Raw genomic sequence first — 17,717 nt, forward strand, 5'->3', positions numbered from 1 at the left:
TAACAATTGATGATTTTGCCAACAACGCGTTTCGCACGATATACTGAACACATTCGCAGCAATAGAGCGTTAAACCTATGAAATACGATACCTCCGAGCTTTGTGACATCTACCAGGAAGATGTCAACGTCGTTGAACCGCTGTTCTCCAACTTTGGTGGACGGTCGTCGTTTGGCGGACAAATCATCACGGTGAAATGTTTCGAGGATAACGGGTTGCTGTACGATCTGCTCGAACAGAACGGCCGTGGCCGCGTTCTGGTGGTCGACGGCGGCGGTTCCGTGCGCCGTGCATTGATTGATGCTGAACTGGCGGGAATTGCCGTCCAGAATGAGTGGGAAGGCATCGTGGTCTACGGCTCCGTGCGCCAGGTGGACGATCTTGAAGACCTGGATATCGGAATTCAGGCCATCGCGGCCATTCCGGTAGGCGCAGCGGGCGACGGCATCGGCGAGAGCGACGTGCGCGTGAATTTCGGCGGCGTGACCTTCTTCTCCGGCGACCATCTTTACGCCGACAATACCGGTATCATCCTTTCCGAGGATGCGCTGGATATCGAGTAGCAAACCAGTAAGCGTGAACCATAAAAAAACCGCCATCAGCAATGTGGCGGTTTTTTGTTCCTCGGGATCGCGGTCCGTTGGGAATTAGACTTCTTCCATACGTCCCAGCAGCGCCTGCAGGCGATCCTGCCAGCCGTTCTGCTGTTCGCGCAGCTGGTTGTTTTCGCGCTCCAGCTCTTCGCGGCCGTTCTGAGCGTTCTGAACTTCCTGTGCCAGGGAGTTGTTCTTCTCTTTCAGCTCTTCAATTTCCATCTGCAGCAGGGTGATGGTGTCGATCGCCTGCTGTACTTTCGATTCCAGTTTCTCAAACACTTCTAAAGACATGATGCTACCTCTCCTGAATTGCAAGGCGACGCTTTAACGTAAACGCGCACGACATATACCGTCGATTGTATGGAGCGCGGCGCTCTGTGTCCAGCGACACGCCACGCAGATCGCGGTTTGCAACACTTTTAGGTCTGGTCCTGGTGCGTTCGCGTCATATACCCCTAAATTGTTAACTCTTTAGTTAATGAAATGATTCAGCTCACAGTTCGCGACTGATGCAAAAACGCGCTTTATGGCGCGAAAACGCTCATTTTATTGACGCAGACCACACATTTTGATTTCGATATTTCTCGTTTTTGCTCGTTAACGATAAATTAACACTATGTCTACAGGACATCGTGGTTGTCACGGGCGACCGCGCTAACAATAAACATTCATCTCTTCAGGATTCCGATTATGAGTCAGACATCAACCTTAAAAGGCCAGTGCATTGCCGAGTTCCTTGGTACCGGGTTGTTGATATTCTTCGGAGTGGGCTGTGTCGCTGCACTGAAAGTGGCGGGTGCCAGTTTTGGTCAGTGGGAAATCAGTATCATCTGGGGTCTGGGCGTGGCGATGGCCATCTACCTGACTGCCGGAGTTTCCGGTGCACATCTTAACCCGGCGGTGACCATCGCGCTGTGGCTGTTCGCGTGCTTCGACAGGCGCAAAGTGGTCCCTTTTATCATTTCTCAGTTTGCCGGCGCCTTTTGCGCAGCGGCGTTAGTTTACGGGCTTTATTACAATCTTTTCATCGACTTCGAACAGACGCATCATATGGTGCGCGGCAGTGTCGAAAGTCTGGATCTGGCAGGCATCTTCTCAACCTATCCGAACCCGCATATCAATTTTGTGCAGGCGTTCGCAGTTGAAATGGTGATTACCGCTATTCTGATGGGCGTCATCATGGCGCTGGGCGATGACGGCAACGGCATTCCGCGCGGCCCGCTGGCCCCGCTGCTGATTGGCCTGCTGATTGCGGTTATCGGCGCATCAATGGGTCCACTGACCGGCTTCGCGATGAACCCGGCGCGTGACCTGGGGCCAAAAACCTTCGCCTTCTTCGCAGGATGGGGCGACGTCGCCTTCACCGGCGGCAAGGACATTCCTTACTTCCTGGTCCCGCTGTTTGGGCCAATCGTAGGGGCGGCGCTGGGTGCATTCGGCTATCGCAAATTAATTGGTCGCCACTTACCGTGCGACACCTGTGTGGAAGAAGAGAAAGAAACGACCTCTCCTGCACAGCAAAAAGCTTCGCTGTAATCTGACTACGGGACACATACCATGACCGAAAAAAAATATATCGTTGCGCTCGACCAGGGCACCACCAGCTCCCGCGCTGTCGTAATGGATCATGACGCGAACATCGTCAGCGTGTCACAGCGCGAATTCGAACAAATTTATCCTCGTCCAGGCTGGGTAGAACACGATCCAATGGAGATCTGGGCGTCGCAAAGCTCCACGCTGGTCGAAGTGCTGGCGAAAGCCGACATCAGTTCCGACGAAATTGCCGCCATCGGTATCACCAACCAGCGTGAAACCACCGTAGTCTGGGAGCGCGAAACCGGTAAGCCCATTTATAACGCTATCGTCTGGCAGTGCCGTCGTACCGCAGAAATCTGCGAAAAGCTGAAGCGTGACGGAATGGAAGAGTACATCCGCAGCGCCACCGGCCTGGTGATTGACCCGTATTTCTCCGGCACCAAGGTAAAGTGGATCCTCGACCACGTGGAAGGCTCACGCGAGCGCGCACGACGCGGCGAGCTGCTGTTCGGTACCGTCGATACCTGGCTTATCTGGAAGATGACCCAGGGACGCGTGCACGTCACCGACTACACCAACGCCTCGCGCACCATGCTGTTCAACATCAACACCCTTGAGTGGGATGACAAGATGCTGGACGCGCTGGACATCCCGCGCGCGATGCTGCCTGAAGTGCGTAAGTCTTCCGAAGTGTACGGCCAGACCAACATCGGCGGTAAGGGCGGCACCCGTATTCCTATCGCCGGTATCGCCGGTGACCAGCAGGCGGCGCTGTTCGGCCAGCTGTGCGTTAAGGAAGGGATGGCGAAGAACACCTACGGTACCGGCTGCTTTATGCTGATGAACACCGGCGAGAAAGCGGTGAAATCAGAAAACGGCCTGCTGACCACCATCGCCTGCGGCCCGCGCGGCGAAGTGAACTATGCGCTGGAAGGTGCGGTGTTCATGGCGGGTGCGTCCATTCAGTGGCTGCGCGACGAGATGAAGCTGATCGGCGATGCGTTCGACTCCGAGTACTTCGCGACCAAAGTGAAAGACACCAACGGCGTGTACGTGGTGCCTGCGTTCACCGGTCTGGGCGCGCCGTACTGGGATCCGTATGCCCGCGGCGCGATTTTCGGCCTGACGCGCGGCGTGAATTCTAACCACATCATTCGCGCCACCCTGGAATCCATCGCCTACCAGACGCGCGACGTGCTGGAAGCGATGCAGGCTGACTCCGGTATTCGTCTGCACGCCCTGCGCGTGGACGGCGGTGCGGTAGCCAACAACTTCCTGATGCAGTTCCAGTCCGACATTCTGGGCACCCGCGTTGAGCGCCCTGAAGTGCGTGAAGTGACGGCGCTGGGTGCGGCATATCTGGCGGGTCTGGCGGTCGGCTTCTGGCAGAACCTGGACGAGCTGCAGGAAAAAGCGGTCATCGAACGCGAGTTCCGCCCGGGTATCGAAACCACCGAGCGCAACTACCGCTACAGCGGCTGGAAGAAAGCGGTGAAGCGCGCCCTGGCGTGGGAAGAGCACGAAGAGTAATACCCCTCCCCCCGGCCCTCTCCCCAAAGGGGAGAGGGTGTTTTACGTCCCCTCGCCCCTTTGGGGAGAGGGTTAGGGTGAGGGGAGTACAGACCGCACCTTACCCACTCTGTGATAAACTTCGTGCAATTCCTTTTGATTGCACGAGTACCTCATGAAACGTGAACTTGCTATCGAGTTTTCCCGCGTCACCGAAGCTGCCGCCCTCGCAGGCTATAAATGGTTGGGTCGTGGCGACAAAAATACCGCCGACGGTGCAGCCGTCCATGCCATGCGCATTGTGCTTAACCAGGTCAATATCGACGGCACTATCGTGATCGGCGAAGGCGAGATCGACGAAGCACCGATGCTCTATATCGGTGAAAAAGTCGGTACCGGCAAAGGCGATGCCTTGGATATCGCGGTCGACCCGATCGAAGGCACGCGCATGACGGCGATGGGCCAGGCCAATGCCTTAGCGGTGCTCGCCGTGGGCGATAAAGGCTGCTTCCTCAACGCACCGGATATGTACATGGAAAAGCTGATTGTCGGCCCTGGCGCGAAAGGCGCAATCGACCTCAGCCTGCCGCTGGAAGAGAACCTCAACAACATCGCCAACGCGCTGGGCAAACCGCTCAGCGAGCTGACCGTCACCATTCTGGCGAAACCGCGCCACGACGCCACCATCGCGCAGATGCAAAAACTCGGCGTGCGCGTGTTTGCTATCCCCGACGGTGACGTTGCCGCCTCGATTCTGACCTGTATGCCGGACAGCGAGGTGGACGTGCTTTACGGCATCGGCGGCGCGCCGGAAGGCGTGGTCTCTGCGGCGGTGATCCGCGCCCTGGACGGCGACATGCAGGCGCGCCTGCTGGCGCGTCACGACGTTAAGGGCGACAGCGAAGAGAACCGCCGCATCGGTGAAAACGAGCTGGCACGCTGTGCGGCGATGGGGATCGAGGCTAATAAAGTCCTCGCACTAACCGACATGGCCCGCAGCGATAACGTAGTGTTCTCCGCGACGGGCATCACCAAAGGCGATCTGCTGGACGGCATCACCCGCAAGGGCAACATGGCGACCACCGAAACGCTGCTGATCCGCGGTAAATCACGCACCATTCGCCGCATCCAGTCTATCCACTATCTCGATCGCAAAGACCCGGACGTGCAGACGCACATTCTGTAAAACCGTTTGATCGATTGAGCTTTCCGGCCCGAGCGGGCTGGAAATCGTCACCACAAATACGGAAGATAGAACAGAGAAAAAGCACAGGAGAAGATCATGGCGGACTGGGTAACAGGTAAAGTCACAAAGGTACAGTTCTGGACCGATGCGCTATTTAGTCTCACCCTACATGCTCCCGTCCACCCGTTCACAGCCGGACAGTTCGCGAAGCTGGGGCTGGACGTCGACGGCGAACGCGTGCAGCGCGCTTACTCATACGTCAACGCGCCGGATAACCCGGATCTCGAGTTCTATCTTGTCACCGTCCCGGACGGCAAGCTCAGCCCGCGCCTCGCGGCGCTAAAGCCGGGCGACGATGTGCAGATTGTGAGCGAAGCGGCAGGTTTCTTCGTGCTGGACGAAATCCCGGACTGCGACACCCTCTGGATGCTGGCGACCGGTACGGCCATCGGCCCTTATCTCTCTATTCTGCAGTACGGCAAAGACCTTGAGCGATTCAAAAACATCGTGCTGGTTCACGCCGCGCGCTACGCCGCAGATCTAAGCTATCTTCCGCAGATGCAGGAGCTTGAGCAGCAGTACGGCGGGAAGCTGAAAATTCAGACCGTGGTCAGCCGCGAAACGGCGGCGGGTTCACTGACGGGGCGCGTACCGGCGCTGATTGAAAGTGGGGCTCTGGAAGCGGCGGTTGGCCTGCCGATGAACACCGAGACCAGCCACGTCATGCTGTGCGGCAACCCGCAGATGGTGCGCGACACGCAGCAACTGCTTAAGGATACCCGGCAGATGACGAAGCATCTTCGCCGCCGACCGGGCCATATGACGGCTGAACACTACTGGTGATCAGCGGTACTTCACCTCAAGGGTGTCTTTACCGTATTTATTTTCGCTCTGGGTGCCGATAAACGCGCCCAGATCGATAACTATCATCACGAAGATGATCGTTGGCAGCAGCAGGCCAACCACCCACGGCAGGATGGACGGCAGCATCGACCAGTTTCCCGCCACCAGCATCCACGCCAGAATAATCAAAAATGCCCACGCGCCGGAGCGTCCGCGATCGTGCAGGCGTTTTACCACCACTGCGGCGGTTGGCCACAGCAGGCAGACCAGCGCGAAGGCCGCCGTTTGCGTGCTCAACCACGCGTTGTAGGCCACAAAAAACAGAAGCAGCATGGCGACGATCCACGTCACCATCCAGACCCAGAAATCACGGCGTCCGATACGCCCTTTGAATGAAAACAGCCACTGCTGTATGGTCATGTAAGGTTCCTTATTATCGTTTAGCCCGCATTTTACCCTGGAGTTGTGACCTTTTGACAAGCCGAGCAGATATCGTTTTAATCATGAGCAGTTACGGCCAGGGACAACATTGATGAAATTTTCGGCACACTCTCTTTTCCTCTGTTTAGCGATGCTCAGCGCCAGCGTTTCCCTGCACGCCGCCGAAACCACCGCCCCGGCTACCGCGCCGTATCTGCTGGCGGGCGCCCCGTCGTTCGATCTCTCCATCAGCCAGTTCCGTGAAGCCTTTAATAAAGACAACCCGACGCTGCCACTGGATGAATTTCGCGCCATTGATAGCGCACGCGATACGCCGACGCTGACCCGCGCAGCCAGTAAGATAAACGAGAATTTATACGCGTCGACGGCGCTGGAGCGCGGCACGCTAAAAATCAAAAGCATGCAGCTCACCTGGCTCCCTATTCAGGGGCCGGAGCAGAAAGCCGCTAAAGCGAAGGCGCAGGAATACATGAGCGCCGTTTTACGCGCCTTCACGCCCGCGCTCACCAAAGCCCAAAGCCAGCAAAAGCTGCAAAAATTGCTGACCGCCGGGAAAAACAAGCGCTACTACGCCGAGACAGAGGGCGCTATTCGCTATGTTGTGGCAGATAACGGCGAAAAAGGACTGACCTTCGCTGTTGAACCGATTAAGCTGGCACTATCAGACGCACTCGGAGGGGCGAATTAATGACAAAAAGCAAAGCCTTTCGAGGGAAAATCTCTATACTGATTCACAGACCATGCTGCCCGTGAGGGTGGCCATATTCCTTAATTCGCTTATTTAGCGTGGAGAATTGAAATGCGACATCCTTTAGTGATGGGTAACTGGAAACTGAACGGCAGCCGCCACATGGTAAACGAACTGGTTGCGAACCTGCGCAAAGAGCTGGCTGGCGTGACGGGCTGTGCGGTTTCTATTGCTCCGCCTGATATGTACCTGGATCTGGCTAAACGTGCCGCTGACGGCAGCCACATCGTGCTGGGCGCGCAGAACGTTGACGTTAACCTGTCTGGCGCGTTCACCGGTGAAACCTCCGCTGAAATGCTGAAAGATATCGGCGCGAAATACATCATCATCGGCCACTCCGAGCGTCGTACCTACCACAAAGAATCCGACGAGTTCATCGCGAAGAAATTTGCCGTGCTGAAAGAGCAGGGCCTGACTCCGGTTCTGTGCATCGGTGAAACCGAAGCAGAAAACGAAGCGGGCAAAACCGAAGAAGTGTGCGCACGTCAGATCGACGCCGTGCTGAAAACTCAGGGCGCAGCGGCGTTCGAAGGCGCAGTTATCGCTTATGAGCCAGTCTGGGCGATCGGTACCGGCAAATCTGCAACCCCTGCACAGGCTCAGGCGGTTCACAAATTCATCCGTGACCACATTGCTAAAGCCGACGCGAAAGTGGCTGAGCAAGTGATCATCCAGTACGGCGGTTCCGTAAACGCAGCGAACGCTGCTGAGCTGTTCACCCAGCCGGACATCGACGGCGCGCTGGTTGGCGGTGCATCCCTGAAAGCTGACGCTTTCGCGGTGATCGTTAAAGCAGCAGAAGCGGCTAAGCAGGCGTAATTGCCTCTGTGGCGGGTGGCGCTTCGCTAACCCGCCCTACGGTTCTGTAGGCCCGGTAAGCGTCAGCGCCACCGGGCTTTTTTACAGCTGTCCCAGTAGGTTAAACCACAGATAATCCAGCGGCAGTAGCACAAGATACGTTGCAATGGCCAGCGCGAGACAAAGCATCATCCCCGCCCTTGCAGGCACCTTTCCTAAGCCCATCGCTACCACAATCGGCGACGCCTGATACGGCAGCAGAGGCGTGGAATAACCCAGCACCTGAATCATGATCACCGAAAGCAGCGGGAAACCGGTGGCGTCCGAAAAGCTCTGCGCCAGCGTGGTATAGAGTGCAGGAACGCCGTTCGCGGTCATGATGAAATTGAGCGCCGTGGTGATCCCCGTCAGCGCCAGGAAGCTGGTGAACGGCCTCTCCGCATCCAGCGGCACGACCTGCAGCAGCGCCTCACCCACCGCCGTACCGATCCCGGTTTGCGTTACGGTAATCGCTAGCCCCAGAATACCGGCGACGTAAATACAGGTGCGCATATTCACGCCCGTCGAGAACTCTTCTCCGGTGATAAAGCCAACGCGCGGCAGCAGCACAACGACCGACGCCGCCAGCCCCGTCCAGGCCGGTCCTACACCGTGCCAGCTCTCCGTCACCCACATCACCAGCACCACCGCCAGCAGCCAGGCGAGGCGTTTTTCATCCCTTCCCATCGGTCCAGACGGTGCCACATCCTTCGCCGGTTTCGGGCTGCCGGGAAATAGCCAGCAGATCAGGCCTATCAGGATCATGCCTTTGAGGATACCCAGCACCGGCGTGTGCAGCAGCAGGTACGGCACATAGTTCAGGTGAATACCGTACGAGCCTTCCGCCGCGCCGCTCATGACCAGATTCGGGACGTTAGCGGGCAGGATGGTGGCCGAGAGCTGGAAGGTGCCGAACCCGACGGCCAGCGCCAGGCCAAACCAGGCGCGCGAGCCGTCGGGAATGCTGGCGCGCTTTGCCATCGCCGCGACAATCGGCATCAGCAGCGCAATGCGGCCCATGTTCGACGGCATCACAAACGCCAGGGCGTAGCTCAGCAGCACCACGCTGGAGACCATTAATAACCAGGAGTCGGTGAGCTTCGCGGATAGTGCCCGCGCGGCCCTGTCGGCCAGCCCGGTTTTGCGGATCGCCACGCCGAGCACAAAGCCGCTGAACACCAGCCAGAAGGCCGACGAGGCAAAACCGCCAAAAATCACCTCCGGCGGGGCGATTCTGGCGGTCATTGCCGCCGTGAAGAACAGCAGCGCGGTGAGAAATTCCGGCAGCAGCGACGTCGCCCACAGCACGATGGTGACGCCGACGATCAGCGAGGGAAGCAGCAGAGGATGCGTTAACCAGAGCGACATACCTGTCTCCTGTAGAATTTTTCAGCAAGTCTACGGCGACAGGCAGGATGAGTAAACGCTATTTATGGTGGGGTCAATTCAGGATATCGCATTGATGATCCTGCAGTTCCTCAGCCGATGCGCGGTTGAGCGTCAGCAGATTACGCTCGGTCGCCAGCAGAACAAACGATCCGTCCGACTGCTGCGCCATCGCCAGCGCGAAGCGCCCCATATGGTCACGCGCTTCCGGCAGCTCCTCCGCCAGCATCATAAACGGGCTGCGCTGCACCAGCTCGTTCTCCGTCACGCGACGGGCAAGGTATTCATGCCCTTCCAGCCCGCCGGGGAACGGCAGCCACTGGGTGCTGATTTGCCCCTGTGCGGCATTGAGCTTCTCACGCACGTCCGGGCGCAGGCAGGAGATATGAATATGGAAATGGTTTTGCGTGCGTCCGGTTGGCGAATTAATGGTTAACGAAATGGCGCTATCAGGCACCTCTGCCCCGCGCTTCATGCTCATAAAGTTGCGCGACTGCCAGGCCAGCCAGAAGAAGTTTGGCGTAGCGGGTTCGGTCAGGAGCGGGCTTTCGGTGCCGTTGATGCGGTACGTGGGCATCAGCAAATACTGCAGCGGTCCGTTGCGGTCTTTGAATACCACGTAGCCGGCATCCGTCTTCACCTGCGCACACGGCGCGGGATTACGGTGTTGGATCTGATTCGGCACGCACTGGTCGAGAACGATATGACGCAACGCATTCGGATTACCCGCTTTCATCCAGTACACGCCGCCGCCGGCGAGGGCGATGACAATCAGGACCAATATGATAATTTTTTTCACAACGCGTTCCCTGTTTTCGATAGAGGCGAAAGAGTAACGCAAAATGATGACCAAATAAAAAACCCGGCGGATTTCTCACGCCGGGTCACCGTGTCGTTCTGTAAGAAACGCTTAGCGCTTGCTGATCTGGTCGAAGGTGCCGCCGTTAGAGAAGTGATCTTTCTGCGCTTTCGTCCAGCCGCCGAACTCGTCGTCAATGGTGAAGAGCTTCAGTTTCGGGAATTCACCGTCATATTTCTTCGCTACCGCCGGATCGCGCGGTCGGTAGAAGTTCTTCGCCGCGATTTCTTGCCCTTCCGGGGAGTAGAGATACTTCAGATAGGCTTCCGCCACCGCCTTGGTGTCTTTCTTCTCAACCACTTTGTCGACCACGGAAACGGTCGGCTCGGCGAGGATAGATTCGCTCGGGGTGACGATCTCAAACTTGTCTTTACCCAGCTCGTTGGTCGCCAGCAGGGCTTCGTTTTCCCACGCAATCAGCACGTCGCCGATGCCGCGCTCGACGAAGGTGTTGGTTGCGCCGCGCGCGCCGGAATCCAGCACTTCGACGTTTTTAAACAGGGACTTGACGAACTCCTGGGCTTTCGCCTGGTCACCGTTGTTATGATGCAGGGCGTAGCCCCACGCCGCCAGGTAGTTCCAGCGCGCGCCGCCGGAGCTTTTCGGGTTCGGGGTGATCACCGAAACGCCCGGTTTGATCAGGTCGTTCCAGTCTTTAATCTGTTTCGGGTTGCCTTTACGCACCAGGAAGACGATGGTCGAGGTGTATGGCGCAGAGTTGTCCGGCAGGCGCTTAATCCAGTTTTTATCGATACGGCCGCGTTCCGCAATGGCGTCCACGTCGTAGGCCAGCGCCAGGGTCACCACGTCGGCTTCAATGCCGTTAATCACGGACGTGGCCTGCTTGCCCGAGCCGCCGTGAGACTGGCGGATCACCACGTTATCGCCGGTTTCCTGCTTGTAGTGCGCCGCAAAGGCTTTGTTGTATTGATCGTACAGCTCACGCGTCGGGTCGTACGACACGTTCAGCAACTGGATGTCCTTAGCCAGAACGCTGGTCGATGCCAGCAATAATGTTAAACCCACGCCCCATTTATTCATCGCCCAGCTCTCTTATGTAGTGTTTTGATGAATGCAGCGTGCCAGAAAGGTAATCAATGATTAAAGAATAAAAAAAGATTGGCTATAACGTAGTGGAATAAAAGGAGTGGATAAGCGGCCTGATGCCCTCACCCCAACCCTCTCCCACGGGAGAGGGTGCAACCATAAAAAACGGTAACCCAAGGGTTACCGTTTTGCATTTACCTTGCCGCCACCCGGCACAAAACAAACGCCGATCAGTACAGTTTTTTCGCGCAGTCCAGCCAGTCACCCTTGAACGGACGCTTCATGTTTTCGATAGCGTCGATGATGTCATGGTGAACCAGTTTTTCGTTCTGAATACCCACGCAGCGGCCGCCATGGCCCTGCAGCAGCAGGTCGATCGCGTACGCGCCCATACGGGACGCCAGGATACGGTCGTATGGACCCGGGGAACCGCCGCGCTGGATGTGGCCCAGTACGGTCGCGCGGGTTTCGCGTTTGGTTTCGGTTTCGATGTACTTCGCCAGCTCGTCAACGTCGCAGATGTGCTCGGTGATGGCGACGATAGCGTGTTTTTTACCTTTCGCGATACCGGCTTTGATTTCATTCACCAGGTCTTCACGGCTAAATTCCACTTCCGGCACCACGATGAACTCGCAGCCGCCCGCAATGGCCGCGGCCAGGGTCAGGTCGCCACAGTAGCGGCCCATCACTTCTACGATGGAGATACGCTGGTGGGAAGAAGAGGTGTCGCGCAGACGGTCAATCGCTTCAACAACGGTACCCAGTGCGGTAAAGAAGCCGATGGTGTAGTCAGTCCCTTTGATGTCGTTGTCGATCGTGCCCGGCAGGCCGATGCACGGGAAGCCCATCTCGGTCAGGCGTTTTGCACCCATATAGGAGCCGTCACCACCGATAACAACCAGTGCGTCCAGGCCGCGTTTCTTCATGTTTTCGATAGCCACTTCACGAACGTGTTCATCACGGAATTCCGGGAAGCGCGCAGACCCCAGGAAGGTACCGCCACGGTTGATCATGTCGGACACGCTGTAGCGGTCCAGTTGAACCATGCGGTCTTCGTACAGGCCCAGGTAACCGTCATAAACGCCAAACACTTCCAGACCTTCCGTCAGCGCTGCACGGACAACACCACGAATTGCCGCGTTCATGCCCGGCGCATCACCGCCGCTTGTCAACACACCGATTTTCTTAATCATGACTACCTCTGAACTTAGGAATGCAAAATTGAAATCTGCTGCCGGAAGAAACTCTTCAACCGTCGAATACTGCAAATAGTATATCAATCACTTCCAGCTGAATTGATTCAGGTCAGGCCATATGGCGGTAATTTATCCACAAAATGCTGGCCTTGCTCACTTTTTTACAACGAATTACGAAAGCTCAACATGACCGGGCACCACCGAGCAGGGATCCTGGTGAATAATGACGTCTGAACCCGGGAAACGCTGCAAAATCGCCTGCTCGACCTGCTCAGCGATAACGTGAGCCTGTACCAGCGGCAGGTTGTCTTCCATTTCTATGTGAATCTGAATAAAGCGGGTCGGCCCTGACTGCCGCGTACGAAGATCGTGAGCGCCGCTGACGCCGGGCCAGTGAGTCACGATAGCAAAAATTTCATTGCGTTCTGCATCGGGAAGCGCGCGATCGAGAAGCGACTGCACCGCGTCGTAACCCATCCGCAGGGCGCTATATAAGATATAGACCCCTATTCCTAACGCAAACAACGCATCCGCCCGATGCCAGCCATACCAGGCCAGACCGAGCGCAATAAGAATTGCCCCATTCATCATAACATCAGACTGATAATGAAGCATATCTGCCCGTACCGCCTGGCTTTGCGTTTTGCGAACCACCCAGCGCTGGAACGTTACAAGAACAAGTGTGCTTATAAGTGCAACTACCGTAACCGCCACGCCTACACCGGGATCGTTCATCGGTGACGGCGATGCTAAATGCTGGATGCCGGTCAAAAAGAGGAACAGCGCGGAGCCAGAAATAAACATGCTTTGCGCCAGCGCGGCCAGCGATTCCGCCTTTCCATGGCCAAAGGTATGTTCGTCATCCGCCGGTTGCAGGGAATAGCGCACCACCAGCAGGTTGGTCAGCGAGGCGGCAATATCCACCAGCGAGTCCACCAGCGCCGCCAGAATACTGACCGAGCCGGTGTACCACCACGCAAAAATTTTAATGATCAGCAAACACGACGCCATTACCGTCGCGGCGATTGCGGCCCGGCTAACCAGCCGTCCATAGGATTGATTCATAAACACTCCTGTCATGCCCTGCCGCTAGTATAACGGATGGTTGAGGAGTCAAAGGATGAATAAACGGTTAACAATATTGAATGAAGGGCAAAAAAAACCCCCACATCATGTGGGGGAAGACAGGGATGGTGTCTATGGCAAGGAAAACAGGGTTTACTGGTTACTACGGGTACTGCTATTGCTACTGAAAAGCGTCGTTTCTGAGCTTCGCTGCATCCGTGCAACCTCACGCAACTGGTCCATTTGTTGCTGATGTTTGTCGTTCAAAACCGCCTGCTGCTCGGGCGTTAGCAGGTGGAACATCTGGTTGCGGACCTTCGCCATCTCTACCTGGCGGGCAACCTGTTCCTCTGCCATTTTTTCTGCCTGAGCGCGTACAGCGCTTTCGTCAAAATTTTCTGCGGTGACAAGGCGATGCATTGTCTCCATTTCGCTAACATTAACAGGGGGCTGGTCGTGTCTTGCCCTCTGCATCAGATCTCGCATCTGTTGACGCTGATGTTCGGTTAAACTTATGCCGTCAAACATATGGCTTTGGCTGCTATGCTGCGGTGCGCCCTCTTGCGAGGAACCGTTATTGCCGATGATAGCTACAGCAGCCTGGCTAAACGCACTGAACGCCAGCGTTGAGGCCATGACGGCAGCGGTAACTTTGCGCATCACTTGCTCCCAAAATCTTTCGTGTCGCGATTCAACGAGAGACAGTCTACGATTCAGGCTGCAAACATGCGTCAGGGGGTGTAAAACAACGTAAAGTCATGGATTAGATAGCCTTGATGTCGTAATTTCTGCCTCGGAGGTATTTAAACAATGAATAAAATCCTGTTAGTTGATGATGACCGAGAGCTCACATCCCTTTTAAAGGAGTTGCTCGACATGGAAGGTTTCAACGTCCTGGTTGCCCACGATGGCGAGCAGGCGCTGAGTCTCCTTGACGACAGCATCGATTTACTTTTGCTCGACGTGATGATGCCGAAGAAAAACGGTATTGATACGTTGAAAGAGCTTCGCCAGACGCACCAGACCCCCGTTATCATGCTGACCGCGCGCGGCAGCGAACTTGACCGCGTACTCGGCCTTGAGCTGGGCGCGGATGACTACTTACCTAAACCGTTCAACGACCGTGAACTGGTGGCCCGTATTCGCGCGATCCTGCGTCGTTCCCACTGGAGCGAGCAGCAGCAGAATACCGACAACAGCTCACCGACGCTGGAAGTGGACTCTCTGAGCCTCAACCCGGGCCGTCAGGAAGCGAGCTTCGACGGTGAAACTCTGGAATTGACCGGCACCGAGTTCACCCTGCTTTACCTGCTGGCGCAGCATCTCGGCCAGGTAGTATCGCGTGAACACTTGAGCCAGGAAGTGCTGGGCAAACGCCTCACGCCGTTCGACCGCGCTATCGACATGCACATCTCTAACCTGCGCCGCAAGCTGCCGGAACGTAAAGACGGTCACCCATGGTTTAAAACCCTGCGTGGACGCGGCTATCTGATGGTTTCCGCTTCATGATAGGAAGCTTAACCGCCCGCATTTTTGCCATCTTCTGGCTGACGCTGGCGCTGGTTTTAATGCTCGTGTTGATGCTGCCAAAACTCGACTCACGCCAGATGACGGAGCTTCTCGACAGCGAGCAACGTCAAGGCGTGATGATCGAGCAGCACGTCGAAGCCGAGCTGGCAAACGATCCGCCAAACGATTTGATGTGGTGGCGCAGGCTGTTTCGCGCCATCGATAAGTGGGCGCCACCCGGACAACGCCTGCTGCTGGTGACCAGCGAAGGCCGCGTCATTGGGGCCGATCGCAATGAAATGCAGATTATCCGTAACTTCATTGGCCAGGCGGATAACGCCGATCACCCACAGAAGAAAAAATACGGTCGCGTTGAGATGGTGGGCCCTTTCTCCGTCAGGGATGGGGAAGATAACTACCAGCTCTACCTGATCCGCCCGGCGAGCAATTCCCAGTCCGACTTTATCAACCTGCTGTTTGACCGCCCGCTCCTGCTCCTGATCGTTACGATGCTGGTCAGTTCACCGCTGCTGCTATGGCTGGCATGGAGCCTGGCAAAACCGGCGCGTAAGTTGAAAAACGCCGCGGATGAAGTGGCGCAGGGTAACCTGCGGCAGCATCCCGAACTGGAAGCCGGCCCGCAGGAGTTCCTTGCTGCCGGCACCAGCTTTAACCAGATGGTAACGGCGCTGGATCGCATGATGACCGCCCAGCAGCGCCTGCTGTCGGATATCTCGCACGAGCTGCGTACCCCGCTCACGCGCTTACAGCTCGGCACCGCCCTGCTGCGCCGCCGCAGCGGTGAGAGCAAAGAGCTGGAGCGTATTGAGACGGAAGCCCACCGCCTGGACAGCATGATTAACGATCTGCTGGTGATGTCGCGTAACCAGCAGAAAAACGCGCTGGTGAGCGAAACGGTGAAAGCCAATCACCTGTGGCACGAGGTGCTGGACAACGCGGCGTTCGAAGCGGAGCAAATGGGTAAATCCTTTACCGTCAACTTCCCGCCGGGCCCGTGGCCGCTGTACGGTAACCCCAACACGCTGGAAAGCGCGCTGGAGAACATCGTGCGTAACGCCCTGCGCTACTCGCACACGAAGATTGAGGTGGCGTTCTCGGTGGATAAAGACGGGATTACCGTCATTGTCGATGACGACGGTCCTGGCGTCAGCCCGGAAGACCGCGAGCAGATTTTTCGTCCGTTCTACCGTACCGACGAAGCGCGCGACCGCGAATCTGGCGGCACGGGGCTGGGGCTGGCGATTGTTGAAACCGCCATGCAGCAGCACCGCGGCTGGGTAAAAGCCGACGACAGCCCGCTGGGCGGGCTGCGGTTAACGCTGTGGCTACCGTTGTATAAGCGTTCGTAGTTTTCCCCTCACCCCGGCCCTCTCCCCAAAGGGGCGAGGGTGTTCAAGTCCCCTCTCCCCTTTGGGGAGAGGGTTAGGGTGAGGGGTAAAGCGTCGCCTTATTTACCCCACAATCTCCGCGAATTATCCTCAATCTTGCCGCTTACGCGCCGCTTCTGCATCGTTCTGGTCCAGCTGGTTGATAACCCCGCCGCCGACAGCAGGCGGTGATACTGCTCGTCGTCAAACGGCATATGCCAGGCAATGGCGCAGGCGTCATACACCGAAACATCGCTCAGGCGCGACGCCAGCTCAAGCGGCGCGTCCGCAGAAACCTGCCCAGCCAGCACCACGCGGTACAGCCAGCCGGTCTTACCCGCAATTTGCAGCTGCTCGGACATATCGCTGATGCCAAAATGGTAGTTGAGCTTAAAGCACGGCGAGCGCGGCTGCGTCACCTGAATCAGGGCATCGCCCCAGCGGTAAATATCACCGATAAAGACGTTTTGCTCGGTCAGCCCTTCGGTTGAGAGGTTCTCGCCGAACGCGGGCGCAACAAACAGATCCGCCTGTTCGGGGAATTCGGCTTTCCAGTACGGGTAGTGCTCGCGCGGATAGTGGCACAGCGCGCGCTCGGGCCCGCCGTGGATTTTCTTCTCCGCCTGCTCATCCCCCGCCAGCCCCAGCTCGGTGAGGGTGAGTTCGCCGTCAACCTGCAGTTTGGCAATAGCGCTCGGGCGACTACCATCGTAATCCCTTATTTTTCCGGAGAATACATTAACGGGATAGCTCATCGCGGCTCCTTACGCAGATTGTGGGTATAAAAAAAGCGAGTCATCAGACTCGCTTCTCACAGGCGTCAATGCAACCTTATTTTTTAGCGGCGAAACGCGCTGCTGCTTCGTCCCAGTTCACCACGTCCCAGAAGGCTTTGATGTAGTCCGGGCGACGGTTCTGGAATTTCAGGTAGTAAGCGTGTTCCCACACGTCCAGACCCACGATTGGGAAGCCGGATGCGCCAGAGATTGCTTCACCCATCAGCGGGGAGTCCTGGTTAGCGGTAGACACTACTGCCAGCTTGTCGCCTTTCAGCACCAGCCACGCCCAGCCAGAGCCGAAACGGGTTGCAGCGGCTTTTTCGAATTCCGCTTTGAAGTTGTCTACGGAACCGAAGTCGCGCTCGATAGCCGCTTTCAGGTCGCCCTGCAGGGTGGTACCGGTTTTCAGGCCTTTCCAGAACAGGCTGTGGTTAGCGTGACCGCCCGCGTTGTTACGCAGCACGGTTTTCTTGTCAGCTGGCAGCTGGTCCAGTTTGGTAATCAGCTCTTCAGCAGACAGGTTCGCGAACTCTGGCAGGCTTTCCAGCGCGGCGTTCGCGTTGTTCACATAGGTCTGGTGGTGTTTAGTGTGATGGATTTCCATCGTCTGCTTGTCGAAATGCGGTTCCAGTGCGTCGTAGGCATACGGCAGGGATGGCAGTGTATAACTCATAATCCTCTCCATTATTGTCGGGCGGCACAGCTGTTAATGCCGCGTAAGCAGTTGGTTCATTATAGTTAATTAAATGATATTGAAAATGATTATCAATGCCGTAGTTTTTATAAGGTTAT

Annotated in this window: 19 protein-coding genes; 9 read left to right on the plus strand and 10 right to left on the minus strand. The window is 56.7% G+C overall.

The genetic code is table 11. The features are described 5' to 3' along the window. The first annotated feature begins 77 nt into the window (after positions 1-77). The gene (gene rraA / locus VPX56_RS22380; RefSeq protein WP_042718157.1) at positions 78-563 is read left to right on the plus strand and encodes a ribonuclease E activity regulator RraA; all 486 of its coding nucleotides are present in this window, start codon (positions 78-80) and stop codon (positions 561-563) included. Positions 564-647: 84 nt separating this feature from the next. Here the strand turns inward: rraA and zapB are convergent, their stop codons facing one another. Next, positions 648-887, minus strand: coding sequence for a septal ring assembly protein ZapB (zapB, locus tag VPX56_RS22385; protein ID WP_131635627.1), 240 nt, complete (start codon positions 885-887; stop codon positions 648-650). Between the two features lie 399 nt (positions 888-1,286). On the opposite strand from zapB, the gene VPX56_RS22390 reads away from it, so the two are divergent. The 4 genes from VPX56_RS22390 (at position 1,287) to fpr (ending at position 5,670) form a co-directional block, all read left to right on the plus strand. Next, positions 1,287-2,132: an MIP/aquaporin family protein gene (locus tag VPX56_RS22390; RefSeq protein WP_131635626.1), complete on the plus strand. Its 846-nt coding sequence runs from the start codon at positions 1,287-1,289 to the stop codon at positions 2,130-2,132. A 21-nt stretch (positions 2,133-2,153) separates the two neighbouring features. Then, positions 2,154-3,662, plus strand: a complete 1,509-nt coding sequence (gene glpK / locus VPX56_RS22395) for a glycerol kinase GlpK (RefSeq protein WP_131635625.1) — start codon at positions 2,154-2,156, stop codon at positions 3,660-3,662. A 154-nt stretch (positions 3,663-3,816) separates the two neighbouring features. Then, positions 3,817-4,827: a class II fructose-bisphosphatase gene (gene glpX / locus VPX56_RS22400; RefSeq protein ID WP_326468993.1), complete on the plus strand. Its 1,011-nt coding sequence runs from the start codon at positions 3,817-3,819 to the stop codon at positions 4,825-4,827. A gap of 96 nt (positions 4,828-4,923) precedes the next feature. Continuing rightward, the gene (gene fpr / locus VPX56_RS22405) at positions 4,924-5,670 is read left to right on the plus strand and encodes a ferredoxin--NADP(+) reductase (RefSeq protein WP_131635623.1); all 747 of its coding nucleotides are present in this window, start codon (positions 4,924-4,926) and stop codon (positions 5,668-5,670) included. Here fpr and VPX56_RS22410 read toward each other — a convergent pair whose 3' ends face one another. Then, complete coding sequence (locus VPX56_RS22410) at positions 5,671-6,090, minus strand: DUF805 domain-containing protein (RefSeq protein WP_326468995.1); 420 nt, start codon at positions 6,088-6,090, stop codon at positions 5,671-5,673. 151 nt (positions 6,091-6,241) lie between these two features. On the opposite strand from VPX56_RS22410, the gene VPX56_RS22415 reads away from it, so the two are divergent. Beyond that, positions 6,242-6,799 carry a DUF1454 family protein gene (locus tag VPX56_RS22415; RefSeq protein ID WP_407655156.1) on the plus strand — a complete coding sequence of 186 codons (558 nt, stop codon included), beginning with the start codon at positions 6,242-6,244 and terminating at the stop codon, positions 6,797-6,799. A gap of 111 nt (positions 6,800-6,910) precedes the next feature. Beyond that, positions 6,911-7,678: a triose-phosphate isomerase gene (tpiA, locus tag VPX56_RS22420; RefSeq protein ID WP_119938128.1), complete on the plus strand. Its 768-nt coding sequence runs from the start codon at positions 6,911-6,913 to the stop codon at positions 7,676-7,678. A gap of 81 nt (positions 7,679-7,759) precedes the next feature. Here the strand turns inward: tpiA and VPX56_RS22425 are convergent, their stop codons facing one another. The 6 genes from VPX56_RS22425 to cpxP all read right to left on the minus strand — a co-directional run bounded on the left by VPX56_RS22425 (position 7,760) and on the right by cpxP (position 13,909). Continuing rightward, positions 7,760-9,064, minus strand: coding sequence for an SLC13 family permease (locus tag VPX56_RS22425; RefSeq protein ID WP_326468999.1), 1,305 nt, complete (start codon positions 9,062-9,064; stop codon positions 7,760-7,762). A 73-nt stretch (positions 9,065-9,137) separates the two neighbouring features. Further along, complete coding sequence (locus VPX56_RS22430) at positions 9,138-9,881, minus strand: CDP-diacylglycerol diphosphatase (RefSeq protein ID WP_326469001.1); 744 nt, start codon at positions 9,879-9,881, stop codon at positions 9,138-9,140. A gap of 111 nt (positions 9,882-9,992) precedes the next feature. Then, positions 9,993-10,982, minus strand: a complete 990-nt coding sequence (locus VPX56_RS22435; protein ID WP_131635618.1) for a sulfate ABC transporter substrate-binding protein — start codon at positions 10,980-10,982, stop codon at positions 9,993-9,995. A gap of 236 nt (positions 10,983-11,218) precedes the next feature. Further along, complete coding sequence (gene pfkA / locus VPX56_RS22440) at positions 11,219-12,181, minus strand: 6-phosphofructokinase (protein WP_131635617.1); 963 nt, start codon at positions 12,179-12,181, stop codon at positions 11,219-11,221. Between the two features lie 174 nt (positions 12,182-12,355). Then, positions 12,356-13,249, minus strand: a complete 894-nt coding sequence (gene fieF, locus VPX56_RS22445; protein WP_131635616.1) for a CDF family cation-efflux transporter FieF — start codon at positions 13,247-13,249, stop codon at positions 12,356-12,358. A 153-nt stretch (positions 13,250-13,402) separates the two neighbouring features. Then, the gene (gene cpxP / locus VPX56_RS22450; RefSeq protein ID WP_326469005.1) at positions 13,403-13,909 is read right to left on the minus strand and encodes a cell-envelope stress modulator CpxP; all 507 of its coding nucleotides are present in this window, start codon (positions 13,907-13,909) and stop codon (positions 13,403-13,405) included. A 150-nt stretch (positions 13,910-14,059) separates the two neighbouring features. On the opposite strand from cpxP, the gene cpxR reads away from it, so the two are divergent. Beyond that, entirely contained in the window at positions 14,060-14,758 is a 699-nt protein-coding gene (cpxR, locus tag VPX56_RS22455) for an envelope stress response regulator transcription factor CpxR (RefSeq protein WP_003862004.1), read from the plus strand. After that, positions 14,755-16,128 carry an envelope stress sensor histidine kinase CpxA gene (cpxA, locus tag VPX56_RS22460; protein WP_263610996.1) on the plus strand — a complete coding sequence of 458 codons (1,374 nt, stop codon included), beginning with the start codon at positions 14,755-14,757 and terminating at the stop codon, positions 16,126-16,128. Before cpxR ends, cpxA begins: the two co-directional genes overlap by 4 nt. Positions 16,129-16,226: 98 nt before the next feature. On the opposite strand, the gene yiiM is transcribed toward cpxA, so the two are convergent. After that, a complete protein-coding gene (gene yiiM / locus VPX56_RS22465) occupies positions 16,227-16,901 on the minus strand; it encodes a 6-hydroxyaminopurine reductase (RefSeq protein ID WP_326469009.1) in 675 nt (224 codons plus the stop codon). 76 nt (positions 16,902-16,977) lie between these two features. Next, positions 16,978-17,598 (minus strand): superoxide dismutase [Mn], encoded by a 621-nt coding sequence (gene sodA, locus VPX56_RS22470; RefSeq protein ID WP_010436906.1) that lies wholly within the window; start codon positions 17,596-17,598, stop codon positions 16,978-16,980. Positions 17,599-17,717: the final 119 nt, after the last annotated feature.

Source organism: Enterobacter wuhouensis, from assembly GCF_035835995.1.
GTDB lineage: Bacteria > Pseudomonadota > Gammaproteobacteria > Enterobacterales > Enterobacteriaceae > Enterobacter > Enterobacter wuhouensis.